General features: G+C 60.1%; 14 protein-coding genes. 2 read left to right on the plus strand and 12 right to left on the minus strand.

What is annotated here, in order from left to right; translation table 11 throughout:
• Window positions 1–4 precede the first annotated feature (4 nt).
• From ACW4YW_RS08885 to ACW4YW_RS08925, 9 genes are all read right to left on the minus strand, one after another.
• Window positions 5–1,423 (minus strand): alginate export family protein, encoded by a 1,419-nt coding sequence (locus ACW4YW_RS08885; RefSeq protein ID WP_457137225.1) that lies wholly within the window; start codon window positions 1,421–1,423, stop codon window positions 5–7.
• 95 nt (window positions 1,424–1,518) lie between these two features.
• Window positions 1,519–2,325 carry an ABC transporter ATP-binding protein gene (locus tag ACW4YW_RS08890; RefSeq protein ID WP_457137226.1) on the minus strand — a complete coding sequence of 269 codons (807 nt, stop codon included), beginning with the start codon at window positions 2,323–2,325 and terminating at the stop codon, window positions 1,519–1,521.
• Window positions 2,326–2,338: 13 nt separating this feature from the next.
• Window positions 2,339–3,229, minus strand: a complete 891-nt coding sequence (gene ntrB / locus ACW4YW_RS08895; RefSeq protein ID WP_457137227.1) for a nitrate ABC transporter permease — start codon at window positions 3,227–3,229, stop codon at window positions 2,339–2,341.
• A 68-nt stretch (window positions 3,230–3,297) separates the two neighbouring features.
• Window positions 3,298–4,599, minus strand: coding sequence for a CmpA/NrtA family ABC transporter substrate-binding protein (locus tag ACW4YW_RS08900; RefSeq protein ID WP_457137309.1), 1,302 nt, complete (start codon window positions 4,597–4,599; stop codon window positions 3,298–3,300).
• 347 nt (window positions 4,600–4,946) lie between these two features.
• Entirely contained in the window at window positions 4,947–6,218 is a 1,272-nt protein-coding gene (locus ACW4YW_RS08905) for a nitrate- and nitrite sensing domain-containing protein (protein WP_457137228.1), read from the minus strand.
• Window positions 6,219–6,353: 135 nt separating this feature from the next.
• Entirely contained in the window at window positions 6,354–8,081 is a 1,728-nt protein-coding gene (locus tag ACW4YW_RS08910) for a protein kinase domain-containing protein (RefSeq protein ID WP_457137229.1), read from the minus strand.
• Between the two features lie 54 nt (window positions 8,082–8,135).
• Complete coding sequence (locus tag ACW4YW_RS08915; RefSeq protein ID WP_309564223.1) at window positions 8,136–8,948, minus strand: formate/nitrite transporter family protein; 813 nt, start codon at window positions 8,946–8,948, stop codon at window positions 8,136–8,138.
• A 501-nt stretch (window positions 8,949–9,449) separates the two neighbouring features.
• Window positions 9,450–11,246, minus strand: a complete 1,797-nt coding sequence (locus ACW4YW_RS08920) for an ABC transporter transmembrane domain-containing protein (protein ID WP_457137230.1) — start codon at window positions 11,244–11,246, stop codon at window positions 9,450–9,452.
• Window positions 11,247–11,499: 253 nt separating this feature from the next.
• Entirely contained in the window at window positions 11,500–11,808 is a 309-nt protein-coding gene (locus ACW4YW_RS08925) for a hypothetical protein (protein WP_457137231.1), read from the minus strand.
• Window positions 11,809–11,949: 141 nt separating this feature from the next.
• Here ACW4YW_RS08925 and ACW4YW_RS08930 point away from each other — a divergent pair, with 141 nt between their 5' ends.
• Entirely contained in the window at window positions 11,950–14,019 is a 2,070-nt protein-coding gene (locus ACW4YW_RS08930; RefSeq protein WP_457137232.1) for a carbon starvation CstA family protein, read from the plus strand.
• Window positions 14,019–14,222 carry a CstA-like transporter-associated (seleno)protein gene (locus ACW4YW_RS08935; protein ID WP_457137233.1) on the plus strand — a complete coding sequence of 68 codons (204 nt, stop codon included), beginning with the start codon at window positions 14,019–14,021 and terminating at the stop codon, window positions 14,220–14,222. Before ACW4YW_RS08930 ends, ACW4YW_RS08935 begins: the two co-directional genes overlap by 1 nt.
• 113 nt (window positions 14,223–14,335) lie before the next feature.
• On the opposite strand, the gene ACW4YW_RS08940 is transcribed toward ACW4YW_RS08935, so the two are convergent.
• The 3 genes from ACW4YW_RS08940 to ACW4YW_RS08950 all read right to left on the minus strand — a co-directional run bounded on the left by ACW4YW_RS08940 (window position 14,336) and on the right by ACW4YW_RS08950 (window position 18,494).
• A complete protein-coding gene (locus ACW4YW_RS08940) occupies window positions 14,336–15,766 on the minus strand; it encodes an aminotransferase-like domain-containing protein (RefSeq protein WP_457137234.1) in 1,431 nt (476 codons plus the stop codon).
• A 102-nt stretch (window positions 15,767–15,868) separates the two neighbouring features.
• On the minus strand, window positions 15,869–16,180 hold the full coding sequence (locus ACW4YW_RS08945) for a hypothetical protein (protein ID WP_457137235.1): 312 nt from the start codon (window positions 16,178–16,180) through the stop codon (window positions 15,869–15,871).
• Window positions 16,170–18,494, minus strand: coding sequence for an FdhF/YdeP family oxidoreductase (locus ACW4YW_RS08950; RefSeq protein ID WP_457137236.1), 2,325 nt, complete (start codon window positions 18,492–18,494; stop codon window positions 16,170–16,172). Before ACW4YW_RS08950 ends, ACW4YW_RS08945 begins: the two co-directional genes overlap by 11 nt.
• Window positions 18,495–18,591: the final 97 nt, after the last annotated feature.

Raw genomic sequence — 18,591 nt, forward strand, 5'->3', positions numbered from 1 at the left:
GATGTCAGAAGGTGTACATCATGGTGAGCCAGAGTTTTTCCGTGTCGCGCACCCGGCCCGCGGCATTGTTGCCTGGCAAGGCGGTGTATTGATCCTTCTCGGAATACTTGCCGTATTCGAGCTTTGTCATCAGGTGCGCGTTGACGTTATAGGTGACGGCGGCATTCCATTCCGTACCGTATTTGTCGCCGAAACCCCCGCCCACGGTATTGAAGCGGCCATCCGACTTGATGACGTGATAATCGGCAAAAAACTGGAAGTCGCCGATCTTGTAGGTCGCGGTGACGAACGTATCCTTGATGCCTTCCAACGGCGTGGTGAGAAACTTGTCCACCCAGCCCTGGAACAGGTGGTTGGTGCCGAACGGGGTCTGGAAGGCGTAACGTCCGCTGTTGCTGGACAGCAGCTCCTGGTCGGCGCGCAGCGAGAAATTGCCATAGGCCGCGCCGCCGCCCAGCTTGTAGTAGTGGGCATCGATACGGGAGTCGCCGCCGCTGTAATCGGTCTGCTTGGCATATTCCGCCGTGTAGAGGCCTTTCCAGTCGGGCGTGAAGGCATGCACGCCGTCCAGCCGTATGCCCAGAGTCTTGTTGCCCTGGTCGGCTTCCTGGTTGATGTTGCCGTTCTTGCCGGCGGCAATGCCGCCTGTTCCCGCCGCGTTGCCGAACCATGCGCGGCCGAAGCCGAGGTCGTCGAAACTGGAGAAATAGCCGTAAGCCGTCACGGATTCGGTCGGCGAAATCCGGTATTTCAGGTTGACGATTTCCAGTGCGCCGTCGGAGCGCAGCTTGGTGGTGATCTGTTTCACGCGCTCGATATGGCCGATATAGATTTCAGTGTCGGGCAACGACTTGTTCAACAGGGTGACGCCGTCGAACACCTGCATGACCTGGCGGAAGGCGATATCGCCGATGAAGCGCACGTTGTCCAGGTTGATCTGCTGGCGGCCGATACGCACGCGGTTGTTCTTGATGCCGGTCCAGTCGACGTACAACTGGTTGATGTCGGTATCGTCCGGATCGACGATCTTGGCGTAGTCCAGTTTCCCGGGCTGGTTGGAGACGCTGTTGATCAATGTGCCGTTGGTGCCGTCATTGAAATCGTCCTTGAACTTGCTGACGTCGATGATCTGCCCGGCAAAACTGAAATTGTTGTATGGCGCGGTTTGCCAGCCGACCAGGCTGCGCAGCGTCACGCCATTGGCATCTTTGAGCGGGCGGCCGCTGGGTGCGTTGCCGTCCTGCTCCACATTCTCGTAACGCAGCCGGAAGCTGGTCAGGTTCTTGCCGGCCCTGACGGCGTCCATGAAGGTGTAATCCGGCAAGGCTTCTTCCGCCTGTGTGGATGGTGCGGCAGCGAGCGAAAGCCCTAGCAGGCCGCTATAACAGGCTTGACGCATCATGAATCTAGAATTACTTTGCATGTGTTGCTCCTTTTCTCAGATGAGGGGTGACGGTAGTACCGGCCCGTCCTGCCCGACGGGCCTTCTTTTTTTAGGTCGTGCAGCGCACGCCCCGGTCAAGCCGCCTTGCGCGCATGCCGCTCGTAGAGGAACTTCAGCACCTCGCTGCGCAGGTGGTTGTACCGGCTGTCCTCCGCCAGTTGCAGCCGCTTGCGCGGACGCTCCAGGTCCACGTCGAGGATTTCGCCGACCGTCGCGGCCGGACCGTTGGTCATCATGACGATGCGGTCGGAGAGTAATACCGCCTCGTCCACGTCGTGCGTGACCATGACGGCGGTACAGCCGGACTTGGCCATGATGCCCATCAGCTCGTCCTGCAGGTGCGCCCGGGTCAGGGCGTCCAGCGCGCCGAAGGGTTCGTCCAGCAGCAATACCTTGGGCTCCATCGCCAGCGCGCGGGCAATGCCGACACGCTGCTTCATGCCGCCGGAGATTTCATTCGGGCGCTTTTCCGCGGCATGGGCCAGCCCTACCAGCTCGATCGCGGCCTGGGTGCGTTGCTTGAGTTTTTCCTTGCCTTCCTTGGCGCCGAACACGCGCTCCACTGCTAGGTGGACGTTTTCCGCGCAGGTCAGCCACGGCAGCAGCGAATGGTTCTGGAACACGATGGCGCGTTCCGGCCCGGGACCGGCGACCTCGCGCCCGGCGCAGAACAGGTTGCCTTGCGTCGGGCGCAGCAAGCCGCCGATCAGGTTGAGCACAGTGGATTTGCCGCAGCCCGAGTGACCGATGATGGAGATGAACTCGCCCTCGCGGATGCTGAAATTGACGTCCTTCAGCGCTTCGAACGTGCCTTTCTTGGTGAAGAAGGTCATATCGACGTTCTCGAGCTGCACATAGCGTTCCTGTATGATTTTTTCCATGATGGGCCTCGCCTTATTCGTAGCTGAAACGTTTTGCAATGGAGGTGAGCGCCACTTCCAGTAACAGGCCGACGATGCCCACCACGAAGATGGCGATGATGATGTGCTCGACGTCGAGGTTGTTCCATTCGTCCCAGACCCAGAAGCCGATACCGACGCCGCCGGTGAGCATTTCCGCAGCGACGATCACCAGCCATGCTACGCCGATGGAGAGGCGCACCCCGGTCATCATGTAGGGCAGGACGAAGGGGAACAGGATCTTGGTGACGATCTTCCATTCCGACAGGTTGAGCACGCGCGCGACGTTCATGTAGTCCTGTGGCACCTTGGAGACGCCCACCGCCGTATTGATGATCATCGGCCAGATGGCGGAGATGAAGATCACCCAGATCGCGGCGGGATTGGCGGCCTTGAACACCAGCAGGCCAATCGGCAGCCAGGCGAGGGGAGACACCGGGCGCAGGATACCGATCACGGGGGCGGCCATGCGCGAGACGAACTGGAACCTGCCGATGATGAACCCCAGCGGGATGCCGACCAGGGCCGCAAGGCCGAAGCCCAGCCCAACGCGTTCCAGCGAGGCGAGGATGTTCCAGCCTATGCCCTGGTCATTGGGGTCGTTGACGTAGAACGGGTCGCTGAACAGCGCCGTTGCCGCGTGCCAGGTGGAGGTCGGGCCCGGCAGGTTGGGGGACTGGTGTGAAATCAGCGTCCAGACGGCAAGCAGCAGCAACAGGCCGGAGACGGGCGGCAACACCCATTCGAAGAATGCGCGCGACTTCGACGCCAGGGCGCTGGGACGGGCGACCGCCACCGGTTTGGCGGCGGCTGTAGGTTTGACGATGGTTTGATCGCTTTTCATGATGGTCTTGATGTCTTCCTTGCTGATACTGACTGAGCTCATAATCATTCGCCTCGCATCACGTTACTGGGTTGGCGGCGGGGCAGTGGCCCGGCCGCCGCTGGTCCTGCTCAGGCCTTGATCTTGAAGGCGCTGGCATAGGCCTTGGGGTCCTTGCCGTCCCACAGCACACCGTCGATCAGTTTGCTGCTGCGCATCGGGTCGCTCGGCACGGCAATGCCCAGCGACTTGGCGGCCTCGGTATAGATGTCGATGCGGTTGACCTTCTTGGCGATGGCGAGGTAGTCCGGGTCCGTCTTCAGCAGGCCCCAGCGCTTGTGCTGGGTGAGGAACCACATGCCGTCCGAGAGGTAAGGGAAGGGCACCTTGCCGTCATTGAAGAACTTCATGTAGTTCGGGTCTTCCCACTTCTTGCCGATGCCGTTGTCGTAATGGCCGAGGAAGCGGCCTTCGATCACCTGTTCCGGCGCGTTGACGTAGGCCTTGCCCGAAATCAGCTTGGCGACGGCCGGGCGGTTGGCCGTGGCGTCGATATAGCGGCAGGCCTCGAGGATGGCCTTGGTGACGGCAAGGGCGGTATTGGGGTTCTTGGCGATGAAGTCCGCTGTCGTGCCCAGCACTTTTTCCGGATGGTCGGCCCAGATATCCTGGGTGGTGGCGACGGTGAAGCCGATCTTGTCGTGGATCGCCCGCGCATTCCAGGGCTCGCCGACGCAATAGCCGTCCATGTTGCCGATGCGCATATTGGCGACCATCTGCGGTGGCGGCACGACGATGGTCTTCACATCCTTGAACGGATTGATGCCGTAAGCTGCGAGCCAATAATAGAGCCACATCGCATGGGTGCCGGTGGGGAAGGTCTGGGCGAAGGTGAAGTCGCGGTTTTCGTTGTCGAGCAGGCGCTTGAGGGTCTGGCCGCCGGTGACGCCTTTTTCCTTGAGCTGGTTGGCGAGCGTGATGCCCTGGCCGTTGTGGTTCAGCGTCATGAGGATAGACATGTCCTTCTGCTGTCCGCCTATGCCCATCTGCACGCCGTAGACCATGCCGTAGAGCATGTGCGCGGCATGCAGTTCGCCATTGACCACCTTGTCGCGGATGCCGGCCCAGGAGGCTTCCTTGGAGGGCGTGATCTTGATGCCGTATTTCTTGTCGAAGCCCATCTGCGCCGCCACCACGACCGGCGCACAGTCGGTGAGCGGGATGAAGCCGATCTTGACTTCGGTAAGCTCAGGCGCGTCTGAACCTGCCGCCCAGGCCTGCCGGCTGATGGCGGAAGGCACCATGTCCAGCATGGCGGCGGCGCCCAGGGTGCTGGCAATCGCCTGGTGAAAAAACCGCCGCCTGCCATGGTCCATATTGTCATTGCCGGCAGCAGGTACGGGCAATGTCGGTGTTTGCTCGGAATTACTCATCATGACTCCCTGGATCAGTGATTAAGGTTGAGCGCCAAAACAAAAAAGGCGTCCTGATCGCAGACGATGAGTTGTCTGCGATCAGGACGCCTTTGTCCTTGGTCTTCAAGCCTCACGGGCTTGCTATGCGCGCCGCAAGGTGGTGCTGCCGATGCTGCTCGAACAATGGCAACCGCCATTGGCTGCCGCTGTTCAATCAGGCATCAGCAATTGTCGTGCCAAATAGAATTTGTTTTATAAATTCCTTGTTTTTTAAGGATATTTATTAGGTTCCGGCATTTTTGTTAATTCCGGCTGACGGCGCCGGGTTGCACCACCTGAGTGCGGTTGCACCACGATCACCTCACTCAGGATAGGGAATTCTGCCTGGCGAGGATGTTGTCGGCCACATCGATGATTTTGCGGTTCTGTTCCATGGCGGTGCTGCGCATGATTTTGTAGGCCTCGACCTCGCTGATGCCGCGCTTGCTCATGAGCAGCCCCTTGGCGCGTTCGATCTGTTTCCTCTCCGCCAGCGCTTTCTTGGTTTCCGACAGCTCGTTTTCAATCTCGGCAATCTGCTGCGATTGCTGCTGCAGCAGCGAGACGATGGACTCCATGGGGTAGGAGTGCTGATTGTCGTGCGCGAGGAAGGTGTAGGCGTTTTCCACCGGGATGGAGAGATTAAAGAAAGCGCTGTCCAACGCAGCAGGCTGGGCCGGCTGGCGGCGCACTTTCTGCAGGTACTGGCGGGTCTTGTCCAGGTCGCTCTTCGCGTCGTTGACCAGCGTCTCCAGCATGTCATGCATGCCCTTGATGAGCTGGCACTGGATATGCCAGATATCGGTGAGGCGTTGGCTGCAGAGCTCGAACCACTCATCCCCGTCGTGCGTTTTCACGGCTTGGCCGTCCTGCGCATGGGTGAGCTTGTTGCGGTATTGCCGGTGCCGCTGGTGGATGCTGGTATCCATCGAAGCCGCCCATGACTTTTGCAACGGGCTGCCGCCGAATTGGCAGAACAGCTCGAAATGCCTGTCCTGCAAGGCAACCAGCTCCAGCAGCTTATGCTGGTGTTCCTGCTGCACATGGCCGGAGCCGAACATATAAGAGCCTACGGCACGTTCCTGCCCGGCAAACTCCTTGCCCTGCACCAGGTTGTAAAGCGCGAGCAGATAAGTGGAAATCTTGCTGTTGACGGCATTGTCGGTAATGTCGAAGATCAGCGAAATCAGGCTGCCGATAAAGCGGTTGAACGACTGTATGCAATCGGGAAATGAAATCTTGTGCAAGGTCACCTGGTGGCGTAGCGATTTCAACTGGTCGAAGCCGAGCAATATCCATGAAACCAGGGTGAGCTGCTTGGCGTCGGCCATGCTGTTATGGTCCAGGTGGCGTTGCAATGCCTCGCGGAATTTCAGCTCCAGGCCCTGGTTCTGCTCGATGATCTCGCTGCGTTCCTTGCCGAAACGCTGGCCGCTTGAAGCCAGGTAAAGGCAGCTTGCGCCACGTTCTGCCTGGATCTGGTGGATGGTCAGGCCGATGGTCTCGACAAACACGGTGCATACCGACAGCCGCTCGAGCTCCTCGATATGCCGTATCTTGGCCAGGATGATGGTTTGGTCGGGAGAAATATCTTTCATATTAAAACTCGGTAGCAAAAATCATGCGCAACAGCATGGCGGTTGCTGGTTCAACGATGATTGTCAATCGGCTAAGGCAGCGGCAGAACAGCAAGTTTCTTCCTGGAACCTTGATTCTTCTGGATGCATGCAGGTTCAGGAGAGTTTGATGATGTAGAGCAGGACGACGACGAGCAGCAATAATAGCAGGCTGGTCGTCTTCCAGAACAGGAGAGGATTCTTCTCCACTAGCCCGCCCCTGTGCCTGTCGAGGAATTGCCGGTTGGGATGTCTCAGGTCATGAATGAATTCCGACAAGGCAGGGTAGCGTTTTTCCGGTTCCGGGTGCACTGCTCTCGCCAGCGCGTCGTCTATCCATGAAGGAATGCTGCTGTGCCCGTCGATGGCGGAAGTATAGGACAGGCGCTGCAGTTGCGCGCGGGTCTTGATTTTGGCGGCCTGGGCGCCGTAAGGCAGCTTGCCTGTGAGCATCTGGTAGGCGATGACGCCCAATGAGAACTGGTCTGAAAGCGCCGAAGCGGCATCGCCGAGGAAGTATTCTGGCGCCATGTACTGAACGGCGCCCGGAACGGGAAGGGTTTCGGGCGCATTGCATTCCTCAAGGCCTGCGACCCAGACTGCGCCGAAGTCGATGATTTTGACCACGCCGTTGCGGTCTATCATGATGTTTTCCGGACGCAGGTCCTGGTGCAGCATCTCGGCGCGATGGAAGGCCTGCAAACCCTTGGCAACCTGCTCGACGATGCCGCGCACCGTTTCCAGGTCCGGCTTGGGATGGTCCCGCATCCACTGCGCAAGGGTGATGCCCTCGATGAACTCCATGCCGATATAAAGATATTGCGGTTTGCGTTCGCGTTTGCACGGTTTCAGCACGTGAGCGCTGTTGATGCGCCGCGCTACCCATTCCTCGAGCGCGAAGCGGTTCAATTGCGCCGCGTTTGCACTCAGGTCGGTAGACGGCGTTTTGAGCGCCACCTGCTGGCCGGTATCGCTGTCGATCGCCAAGTAGAGGTGGCTGCGGTGGCTGTGATGCAGTTCCCTGACGATATGGTAGCCGTCGAAATCCATCCGTGCTTCCAACAAGGGCGGCGCGGGAAGGCTCGGGTACGGCAAGAGCGGGCCGGGCCGGCGCTGGTCTAGGCGGTCTATCCTGACAATCTGTATCGTCAGGTTGTCCCGGCTGCCGCGCTCAAGGGCTTCTTCCACGATCCGCCTCGCAGCGGCGTCTAGGTCATTCGCGTTGCTGGCGATGGCGGCGGCGATGCATTGCGCGTCCGTATGTTCGTACACGCCGTCCGAGGCCAGTACGAAGATGTCCTCTTCCTCCACCGGCATGCAAAGGTAGTCGATCTCGACCTGCGGACTTATGCCTAATGTCCGGCTCAGGTAGTTCTGCTCTGAATTGACGGCGACCCTGTGATCCTCGGTGAGTTGTTCGAGCGCTTGGCCGCTGAGCCTGTAGATGCGCGTGTCGCCGACATGAAAGAGGTGGGCATGGCCGGATTTGATCACCAGGGCGCTGATGGTGCAGACATAGCCTTTGTCATTGTCATAGCGGTATTGGCTGCGCCGGGTCTGGGCATACAGCCAGGAATTGACCGCGCTCAATACGCAACGGACGGCATGCTTGGCGCTCCACGCATCTGAGGTGCAGTAATAGTCGCTGAGCAGGTTGCGGATCACGGATTCGCTGGCGACCTGGCTGACGGCGCTGCTGCTGATGCCGTCAGCCAGCGCGACCACGATGCCCTTGGTGGCGAGCTGGTGGCCTTGCGGGATGCAGGCGCCATGGAAATCCTGGTTGATGTCCTTGCGCCCCCGGTCGGAATGCTGGCCGAGGGAAATAGCGAGCGTATTGTTCATGCGGATGTGTTGGGACTACGGCTTCGATGAAGAGCGCCGTAGCCCGTCGCTATATCAACCAATGCTGCGTTTCGGCGCTGTCCTGACGTGGGTGGAGTACAGGGTGAGCCCGGTGAACGCCAATCCCCCGACCAGGTTGCCGAGCACGACGGGCAGTTCGTTCCAAATCAGGTAATCCATGATGGAGAAATTGCCGCCCATGATGAGGGCGGAAGGAAAGAGGAACATGTTGACGATGGAGTGCTCGAAGCCCATCGCGAAGAACACCATGATGGGCATCCACATCGCAATCACCTTGCCGGAAACGCTGGTGGAAATCATGGCGCCGACCACCCCGGTGGATACCATCCAGTTGCACATGACGGCGCGGATGAATACCGTCAGCATGCCGGCCGCGCCGAACTCGGCATAGCCCAGCGTGCGTTTCTCGCCTATGCCGGCGATGATGGTGCCCACCTTGTCCGGCTCGGCTGCGAAACCATAGGTAAAGACGATGGCCATGAACACCGCCACCGTGAACGCGCCGAGGAAATTGCCGACGAATACCAGCCCCCAGTTGCGCAAAATGCCTTTGATGGTGACGCCCGGGCGTTTGTCGATCAGGGCCAGGGGCGTGAGCACGAACACGCCGGTGAGCAGGTCGAAACCCAGCAGGTAGAGCATGACGAACCCCACTGGGAACAGGATGGCGCCGATCAACGGATAGCCGGTCTGCACCGAAGCCGTGACGGCAAACACGGCGGCCAGCGCCAGGATGGCGCCGGCCATATAGGCCCGGATCACGGTATCGCGGGTCGACATGAATATCTTCGACTCGCCGGCATCGACCATTTTGGTCACGAACTCTGAAGGTAGGAGATAAGCCATTGCATTGCACCTCTTTGAAAAATAAAAAAGCGCCCACTCCCGATACCCCTGAGCCAGGGATACCTGAAGTGGACGCCGTTGTCCTCATATCAATTTGCGGATATTGCGCTACGCTGGAATGAACCGCACCTTCGATGGCGCAGCCTCATAGCGTATCCAGACATAAGCCCAGCAAAAAATATGCCGGGCTGACATGACAGGGCGGATGAGCGGTTGCGTAACTGCGGTGTTAGCGCTTTGTGATGATGCGGATGCGGTGCGAGGATGACAGCCTACTGTCTATGCCTGTCTGTGGTGCAAATGTTGCATCGAATGTCGTGCATATGATGGCTTGGACAAGTTTTCCAGGACCTGCATATAGGCTGGATATTGTTTTGTGCTTTCTAATTTTACTATCCGCATGCGGAGCACATGGTTTTGCGATGAGTCTTTAGATTAATAGCGGAAAAATTGCACGCTTGTAGTGCATTTGCGCAACAGGCGCTTTATTGCGGTGCATGGTCAGGGCTTGATATCCAGTTGAAGCTTGGCAAGACGGCTATACAGCCCGGATTGCTGCCGCAATTCATTCGGCGTGCCGGTTTCGACAATGCGGCCGTGATCCAGCACCGCGACGCGGTCGGCATTCTGTATGGTGGCGAGGCGGTGGGCGATCACCAGGGTGGTCCTGCCGCGCATGGCCGAATCCAGACCTTGCTGCACCAGGGTTTCCGATTCCGCGTCCAGGGCGCTGGTCGCTTCATCGAGCAACAGGATAGGCGCGTTCTTGAGAATGGCGCGGGCGATGGCGATGCGTTGGCGCTGTCCGCCGGACAGCCGCGTACCGCGTTCCCCCAGGAAGGTCGAGTATCCCTCCGGCAACCGCTCGATGAATTCATGGGCTTGCGCCGCCCGGGCGGCACGCTGTATCTCGTCATCGCTGGCGTTAGGCCTACCGTAGCGAATGTTCTCAAGCGCATTCGCTGAAAAGATCACCGGGTCCTGCGGCACGATGGCAATCATGCTTCTCAATGTGCTGAGCGATAGGCTGCGGATGTCCTGGCCATTGATGCTGATTGCGCCGTCGTGGATGTCGTAAAAGCGCAGCAGGAGCTGGAATAGGGTGGTCTTGCCCGCGCCCGACGGTCCGACCAGGGCGACGGTTTCGCCTGCATTGACCTCAAGCGAGATTTGGTCAAGCGCTGCCTGACCAGGTTTCGCCGGATAGTAAAAACTCACTTTCTCGAACTTGACGCTCGCCGTGCTGGTGGTGCCCAGCGCCATTGGCGTTGACGGGTTGCGGATCGGGGGCTCGCTGTTCAGCAGTTCGAGCAGGCGCTCTGTCGCCCCAGCCGCGCGCATGATGTCCCCCCATACCTCGGCGATGGTGCTGACGCTGCCCGCAACCAGCGCCGCATAAAGAATAAAGGAGGCAAGCTCGCCGCCTGAGAGCTCGCCTTGCGTGACCTGGTGCGCCCCTAGCCATAAGACGAAGATGATGGCGGCACTGATGCCGGCAATGACGAACGCGGCCAGGAAGGCACGCACGCGGATGCGGCGGACGGCAGCCTTGAAGCTGGTTTCCACGCTGTGCCGGAAACGCTGGTTTTCGCGGGGTTCCTGGGTGAAGGATTGCACTGTCGGCATGGCATTGAGTATCTCACCGGCCATGGCCGAGCTGTCGGCAATGCGATCCTGGGATTCCCGCGACAGTTTCTTCACCGATCTGCCAATCAGCATGATCGGCAGCGTCAGCAACAGCATGAGCCCGAGATTGAGGCTGAATAGGTACCAACTCGTCACCGCGAGCATCACCATGCCGCCGATGAACTGGAACAGGCTGCGCAATCCCAGCGAGATCGAGCTGCCGACGACGGTCTGGATCAAGGTGGTGTCCGCGGTCAGGCGGGACAGCACCTCGCCCGTTTGCAAGGTCTCGAAGAATTGTGGGGACTGGGTGAGCACTCGCTCATATACTAGAGATCGCAGGTCGGCGGTGACGCGCTCGCCTATCCAGGAAACGATGAAATAGCGGCATGCCACGATCAAGGCCCAGACAATCACCAGGCCGCAGATGAAGACGAAATGCCGGTTGATGTCCTGCACGCTCTGCGTGGTGGCGGAATCCGTGCCGAACCCTTGGTCGATCAGGTCGCGAAACGCCCAGGGCACCAGTAGCAGGATGGCGGAAGCCAGGCTGAGCAAACAGAATGCGAGCAGGATTTGCCAGCGGTATGGCCGCAATAACGGCCAGAGCTCGCTGAACAATCGTAAAGGGCGGCTGGGAGCTTGCAGAATGAACCTCGCTTTGGCTGGCACGGGATGACTAGCATACCGCACTGTGCAAGTTTAGAACCTGATCAAAGACTTTTTATGAGATACCTTAAACAGGCCAACCCAAAGGGTATGGCTCCAAGATGTGCTCGTTACCTGTTGCAGTCCTTGGCAAGGCAATGAGCATTACCTGCGGACTGCGCCTTGACCGGACGCCTCTTGAAGCCATGCGTACTCACCAAAAGTCTTTGATCAGGTTCTAAGCGTAACCGGTACGGGCTCTCCGCCTCAGGAGGGATTAGCGGCCTTTGCCACTCATGGAGCCGCGGTTGAAATCCTTGTCGCCAGGAGGGATGCAGCGGCCAAGGCCGAACAAGCCACCCTGGGTGCCGGGAGGGCAGCCCTGGTTTTCAGGGTATTGCTTGGCGACCTTGTCCGCTTCGGCTTTTTTCACCTTGTCCACATATTCCCACTTGCCGTTGGGGTGCAGCAGGATCTTGTCGCCGTTCGCGGTCGTGGTTTCAATCGGCGCCGCGTCGTCCGGTGCCGCCGTCGCAGGCAGGCTCAAGGCCAGCAGGGTCAAAAGGCTAACACAGGTCAATTTCATGCTTATCTCTCAATGTTGTTGGTTTGGATGCAGATACTAGCAATATCTGTTCCGGCCGATTTTTAAGAGCGGGTATAGGCTCTCAGCCTGCGGATTTGGTTTTATACTGGCGGGCATTATTGGGATACATCATAAACCTAAATGAATAAAACCTTGCAATACTTGATCTGGCTCCTTGTCGCTGTCGTCGGGGCTTCCGCGGTGGGCGGGATCGCGCTGCATCGTGGCGAAAGCATCAATGCCCTGTGGTTCGTGGCGGCGGCGGTCTGTGTGTTCGCGATCGCCTACCGCTTCTATGCGGCCTGGATTGCCGCCCGTGTCCTGATGGTGGATGCCAGCCGGGCGACGCCGGCGGAGCGCCTGGATAACGGCCGCGATTATGTGCCGACCAACAAGTGGGTGGTGTTCGGCCACCATTTCGCGGCGATCGCCGGCCCGGGGCCGCTGGTGGGGCCGACGCTGGCGGCGCAGTTCGGTTACCTGCCCGGCACTCTATGGATATTGGTGGGCGCGGTGCTGGGCGGCGCGGTGCAGGACATGGTGACCCTGTTCCTGTCGACGCGACGCAACGGCCGAAGCCTGGGGCAGATGGCACGTGATGAGCTGGGGCCGATCGGCGGCTTTGCCGCGCTGGTGGGGACTTTCACCATCATGGTGATCCTGATTGCGGTGCTCGGGCTGGTGGTGGTCAACGCCATGAAGCATAGTCCCTGGGCAACCTCGACCGTGGCGGCCACGATACCGATCGCCATGATTGTCGGCATCTACATGCGACTGATCAGGCCGGGCCGCGTGCTGGAAGCCTCGGTGCTCGGCGTGGTGTTGCTGCTGCTCTCGGTATTCGGCGGCGGCTATATCGATCACCATCCTTACCTGGGCAGCCTGTTCAACCATGATGGGCTCACGCTGGCCTGGTGGGTGATCGCCTACGGCTTTGCCGCTGCCATCCTGCCGGTGTGGCTGTTGCTGGCGCCGCGCGATTACCTTTCCACCTTCATGAAACTGGGCACCATTTTCCTGCTGGCGGTAGCCATCGTTCTGCTGCAGCCCGAGGTCAAGATGCCGGCATTGACCCAGTTCATCGACGGCACCGGGCCGATTTTCGGCGGGGCCTTGTTCCCGTTCGTGTTCATCACCATCGCCTGCGGCGCGGTATCCGGCTTCCATGCCCTGATCGCCTCGGGCACCACGCCGAAGCTGATCGCCAACGAGTCGGATATCCGCATGATCGGCTATGGCGCCATGCTGCTGGAATCGTTTGTCGCCATCATGGCGATGATCGCAGCCACGGTGCTTGAGCCGGGCGTCTTTTTTGCGATCAACAGTCCGGCCGGCCTGGTGGGCAAGGAGACCGCCGATGCGGTGGCGACCATTTCCAGCTGGGGTTTCCCGGTGACGGTGGAACAGATGGAAACGCTGGCGCGCCAGATGGGGGAATCGACCTTGTTTGCCCGCACCGGCGGCGCGCCTTCGCTCGCGGTTGGCATGGCCAGCATCTTCGGCAGCGCGTTCGGCGAGCACCTGCTGGCGCTCTGGTACCACTTCGCCATCATGTTCGAGGCGATCTTCATCCTCACGACGTTGGATGCCGGCACCCGCGTGGGCCGCTTCATGCTGCAGGACATGCTCGGCAATTTCTGGCCCAGGATCGGCCGGACTTCGTGGTATCCCTCCGTGCTGCTGACCAGCGCGATCGTGGTGGCCGGCTGGGGCTATTTCCTTTACATAGGTGTGATCGACCCTAACGGCGGGGTGAATATACTCTGGCCGTTGTTCGGCATTTCCAACCAGATGCTGGCGGCGATCGCGTTGTCGGTGGGGACGGGCATTCTCATCAAGTCCGGCAAGCTCAAGTATGCCTGGGTGACCGGCTTGCCGCTGGGCTGGCTGGTGGTGGTCACCACGACGGCCGCCTGGGAAAAGATCACCAGTACGGACGTCCGCGTCGGCTTCATCGCGGCCGCCAACGACATGTCGGCAAAGCTCGCGGCAGGAGCGCTGCCTCCCGAAAAGGCCGCCGTGGCGCCGCAATTGATATTCAACCAGCAGCTGGATGCCGTGTTGACCTTGTTCTTCGTGGCGGTGCTATGGATCGTGATCATCGACATGCTGCGCGTGAGTTACCGCAGCCTGAGCGGCAAGCCGGTGCGCCCATCCGTCGAGGCGGCCTATGTCGAGACCAAGCTGGATAACGCCTGGGTGCGCGAGTGATGTGGCAGGCATGGCGGCAAGCGGTTGACCGGGCCTGGCGCTTCCTGCGCCAGGTGTCGGGAGATGACGCCTATGAGCGTTATCTGGCGCTATATGCCGCCAACCAGGAACGGCACGGCCACCAGGGGCCGCCATTGACCCGGGAAGCATTCTTCAAAGCCTGGCAGCAGCAGAAATGGGATGGCGTCAAACGCTGTTGCTGACGGCTGGCAATGCAGCTCTAAGGAGCAGTAAAACCTGTCAAAGGTTGTAGTGAAATTCAGGATGGGCGGCAGTGCAAGGGAAGTGGTGCGGCATTGCGTTTGGTCAGTTACTCTTAATCATGTCCTCCGGCTTCGAGCATCCCGCATGCCAATGCGCCCACGTCCCTGACCGCCTGTTCTATTGCCAATGTCCATAAGTGGCTGAAATTGAGCCGGATGTAGTGGGTCAGGTCTTTCTTGCGCGAAAAGATCGTTCCCGGCGCCACGGTGATGCCGTTGTCGATGGCGGCGCGATAGAGCCTAAGCGCATCCAGTTGCGCAGGCAGCCGCACCCAGATCACGTATCCTCCCTTGGGTTCAGAAAGCTGTGTGCCTGCGGGGAAGCTTTCCTCTATCACGTTGCGGATCAGCACATATTGCGAGCGCAGGGTATGCCGCAATTGCTTGAGGTGCTGTTCGAAGCTGTCGCGCTGCATGAATTTCGCAATCGCGATCTGCGGCGCGGAGGGCAGCGACAGGCTGTTGAGGAACATCAGGCGTTCCACTTCCTGCCGGTAGCGCCCAGCGACGGTCCAGCCGACGCGGTAGCCCGGCGCCAGGGATTTCGAGAACGACGAGCAATGCAGCACCAGCCCGGAACGGTCGAACGCCTTGGCGGGCCTGGGCGCCGTTTCGCTGAAGTACAGCTCTCCGTAGACATCGTCCTCGATCAGCGGGATCTGCTGTTCTTCCAGGAATTCCACCAGTGCCTGTTTCTTCTGCTCCGGCATGACGAAGCCCAATGGGTTCTGAAAGTTGGCGGTGAGTACCACGGCGGCAATGCGCACGTTGTCGGTGGTGGCCCGCAATGCATCCAGGTCGATGCCGGAGTCCGGGTCGGTACGCAGTTCGGCGACCTTCATGCCCAGGCGCTCCACAGTATGGGCCAGGGCGTAATAGCCCGGGGACTCCAAAGCAATGACGTCGCCGGCCTTGGCGACGGCCTGCAGGCATAGTGTGATGGCCTCGGTAGCGCCGTGGGTGATGACGATGTCGTCGGGCGATACGTCCATACCGTTGGCAAGGTAGCGGCGTGCAATCTGCTGGCGCAGCATTTCGTTGCCGGGCGGCAGGTCGCTCAGTACGCCCCATTCGCCTTCGTCATCGGTCAGGGCTTTTTCGTATTGGTGGATCTTCTTGAGCGGGAACAGCTGCGGGTCCGGGAAGGGCGAACCCAGCGGCACGGTGCCGAACTCGCGTATGGACTTGAGCGTGGTGAGCACCAGCTTGCTGGCATCGACCTCGGACAGGTTGATGTCCTTGGACAGCGGCGACGGGTTGCGCTGCTGCAGGCGCTTGCGCGGCGTGACGTAGTAGCCGGACTGGGGATGGCTGCTGATGATGCCTTCCTGCTCCAGCAGCAGGTAGCCACGCAGGACGGTGCTGATGCTCAGGCCGTATTTCTGGCTGGCCTGCCGCACCGAGAAAATCTTGTCGCCGGGCCGCAATACGCCTTCATCGATCATCGCGCGTATGCGGGCAGCAAACGAGACATAAAGCTTCATGTGGGCGGGGCAGGGGTCGAGTCCTTGATGCCTGCCATTGTACTCCAGCCAAGCCCTGGCGCGGCCGGAGTTTTGCCAGGGATGGGGCGGCGGCAGGGCGGCCTAGGCGGCCTGCAGTGCCTGCGAGATTTCCTCGCCGCCTGCCGTCAGCGCGGCGACCAGGCGTTCCTTCTCGGTGGAGACGACGACAAGCTCTTGCTCGCCCAGCGCGGTCATCAGGCGCTGCAGCGTGCTCATGCGGATGCCCAGGCGCTTGCAGATTGCAGCCAGCGGCACGCGGGCGCGGCCTTCCTCATGCTCGGCATGCAGAAGCTCCAGGATGCCCAGCATCAATACCGCGCTTTGGTCGAGCTGGGCATGGTCGGAGGCGAAGTCGCCGGTTTCCTGTTCTGCGTGGTCTTGATCAAGCAGCATTGGACACCTTCTGTTCTGGGGTCTTCTCGATAATTACCGGGATAGACTTGGATGTGGGCGTGTGCGAGAGGTCGGCCACGCTTTCCAGGGGCACCAAGTTGTTGGTTTCCGGGTAGTAGCCGCCCAGGCAGCCTTGCGGGATGTCGTAGGACACCACAAGGAAATTGTCGGCGCGGCGCGTGATGCCGTCCTGCCAGACGCTGATCAGGTTGACCCAGTCGCCGGCCTTGAGGCCCATGCGCTTGATGTCTTCCGGGTTCATGAACACCACGCGCCGCTGGCCGAACACGCCGCGGTAGCGGTCATCCATGCCGTAGATGGTGGTGTTGTACTGGTCGTGCGAACGGGTGGTCATGAGCACGAACATCCGGTCGCCGTATTGCTCGCGCGCCTGGTGGATAGGCGAGTTGAGCGGGATTTCCTGCAACGTGAACTCGGCCTTGCCGGAAGGCGTGATCCAGACGCGGTCGCTGGACGGCACCGGCAGGCGGAAACCGCCCGGATGCTTGATGCGCTCGTTGTAGTCTTTGAAGGCCGCTGGCAAGGTCTGCTCGATGACGTCGCGAATCTTGCTGTAATCCTTGATGTATTCCAGCCACGGTGTCTTGCTGTGCTTGAGCGCCGCATGCGCCATGCGCGCGACGATGGCAGGCTCGGACAGCAGGTGCGGCGAGGCTGGCTTATTCATGCCGTAGGAGATATGCACCATGCTCATGGAGTCTTCCACGGTCACGCCTTGCGGCCCGGTTTCCTGGGTGTCGATCTCGGTGCGGCCCAGGCACGGCAATATCAAGGCTTCCTTGCCGTGTACGAGGTGGCTGCGGTTGAGCTTGGTGGTGACGTGGGCGGTTAGGTCGCAATTGCGCAAGCCTTCCCAGGTGCGGTCGGTATCGGGCGTGGCGATCGAGAAATTGCCGCCAAGCGCAAAGAAGAACTTGGCCTTGCCGTCTATCATCGCCTGGATGGCGGCAACGGCATCGTAGCCCGGCTCTTTCGGCACCTTGATATCGAATACGCGTTCCAGGCTTTCCAGGAAGGCCAGCGGCATCTTTTCGTAGATGCCCACGGTGCGGTTGCCCTGCACGTTGCTGTGGCCGCGCACCGGGCATAGGCCAGCGCCTTCCTTGCCGATATTGCCGCGCAGCAGCATCAAGTTGACCAGGGTCTTGATGGTGGCGACGCCATGCTTGTGCTGGGTGATGCCCATGCCCCAGGTCGAGATCACGCGGTCGCCGGTGGCGTAGATGCGCGCCACTTCCTCGATCTGTGCCAATGGCACGCCGGATTCCTCCACGATCAGGTCCCAGCTTTCCTGGCGCGCATCCTCGGCGATCGCCTCGAAGCCATTGGTGTGTTGCTCGATGAATTCCAGGTCCACCACGCGCTCGGTGCCGTTCCTGATCGCCTCGTCGTCCCACTGGATGACGAACTTGATCATGCCCTTGATCAGCGCCAAGTCGCCGCCCAGCTTGGGCTGGATGAACATGTCGCTGATCTTGCTGCCCTTGAACGACAACATGTCGAACGGGCTTTGCGGGTCGGCGAAGCGTTCCAGGCCGCGTTCCTTCAATGGGTTGATCGCCACGATGCGCGCGCCGCGCTTGGCGGCCTCGCGCAACTCGCCCAGCATGCGCGGGTGGTTGGTGGCGGGGTTCTGGCCGAAAATCAGCAAGGTGTCGGCATGCTCGAAGTCATGCAGCGTCACCGAACCCTTGCCGACGCCCACGGTGGGAGGCAAGGCCATGCTGGTGGATTCGTGGCAGAGGTTGGAGCAGTCCGGGAAGTTGTTGGTGCCGAACTCGCGCACGAACAATTGGTAGAGGAAGGCTGCCTCGTTGCTGGCGCGGCCCGAGGTATAGAAGATCGCCTCGTTCGGGTCGGCAAGCGCGTTCAGGTGTTCGGCCATCAGCTCGAAAGCGCCGTCCCAGGATACTTCCTCGTACTTGTCGGTAGCCGGGTTGTAGCGCATCGGATGGGTGAGGCGGCCCTCGTTTTCCAGGTCGAAATCGCTCCACTCCATCAGCTCGGTGACCGTGTGTTTGGCGAAGAACTCCGGCGGCACGCGCTTGGCGGTTGCTTCAGCCGCCACGGCCTTGACGCCGTTCTCGCAGAATTCGAAGGTGGATGTGTGCTCCTTGTCAGGCCATGCGCAACCAGGACAGTCAAAGCCGTCAGGCTGGTTCTGCGAAAGCAGGGTCATGACGCCCTTGACGGGAATCTTCTGCAGCGCGAGCTGCGCGGCAACTTGCTTCAGTGCCCCCCAGCCGGCGGCAGGGTGGTGGTAAGGCTTGATGGCGGCTTTAGGTTGCGACATATCTTCCTACGTTTGTTCAAAAATCAGGCCGGCATCCGCGAAGGCGGGCCGACGCTGTGAATACACAATGACGATTGCAACAATCGTAAGGGAGCAA

This window comes from Methylobacillus pratensis, assembly GCF_054072455.1.

Excerpts from the sequence above, each read along its gene's own strand:
- ACW4YW_RS08925 (WP_457137231.1), bottom strand. The coding sequence starts at position 11,808 with ATGAAATTGACCTGTGTTAGCCTTTTGACCCTGCTGGCCTTGAGCCTG.
- ACW4YW_RS08900 (WP_457137309.1), bottom strand. The coding sequence starts at position 4,599 with ATGAGTAATTCCGAGCAAACACCGACATTGCCCGTACCTGCTGCCGGC.
- ACW4YW_RS08950 (WP_457137236.1), bottom strand. The coding sequence starts at position 18,494 with ATGTCGCAACCTAAAGCCGCCATCAAGCCTTACCACCACCCTGCCGCC.
- ACW4YW_RS08885 (WP_457137225.1), bottom strand. The coding sequence starts at position 1,423 with ATGCAAAGTAATTCTAGATTCATGATGCGTCAAGCCTGTTATAGCGGC.
- ACW4YW_RS08890 (WP_457137226.1), bottom strand. The coding sequence starts at position 2,325 with ATGGAAAAAATCATACAGGAACGCTATGTGCAGCTCGAGAACGTCGAT.
- ACW4YW_RS08930 (WP_457137232.1), top strand. The coding sequence starts at position 11,950 with ATGAATAAAACCTTGCAATACTTGATCTGGCTCCTTGTCGCTGTCGTC.
- ACW4YW_RS08905 (WP_457137228.1), bottom strand. The coding sequence starts at position 6,218 with ATGAAAGATATTTCTCCCGACCAAACCATCATCCTGGCCAAGATACGG.
- ACW4YW_RS08915 (WP_309564223.1), bottom strand. The coding sequence starts at position 8,948 with ATGGCTTATCTCCTACCTTCAGAGTTCGTGACCAAAATGGTCGATGCC.
- ACW4YW_RS08935 (WP_457137233.1), top strand. The coding sequence starts at position 14,019 with ATGTGGCAGGCATGGCGGCAAGCGGTTGACCGGGCCTGGCGCTTCCTG.
- ntrB (WP_457137227.1), bottom strand. The coding sequence starts at position 3,229 with ATGAGCTCAGTCAGTATCAGCAAGGAAGACATCAAGACCATCATGAAA.
- ACW4YW_RS08945 (WP_457137235.1), bottom strand. The coding sequence starts at position 16,180 with ATGCTGCTTGATCAAGACCACGCAGAACAGGAAACCGGCGACTTCGCC.
- ACW4YW_RS08910 (WP_457137229.1), bottom strand. The coding sequence starts at position 8,081 with ATGAACAATACGCTCGCTATTTCCCTCGGCCAGCATTCCGACCGGGGG.
- ACW4YW_RS08940 (WP_457137234.1), bottom strand. The coding sequence starts at position 15,766 with ATGAAGCTTTATGTCTCGTTTGCTGCCCGCATACGCGCGATGATCGAT.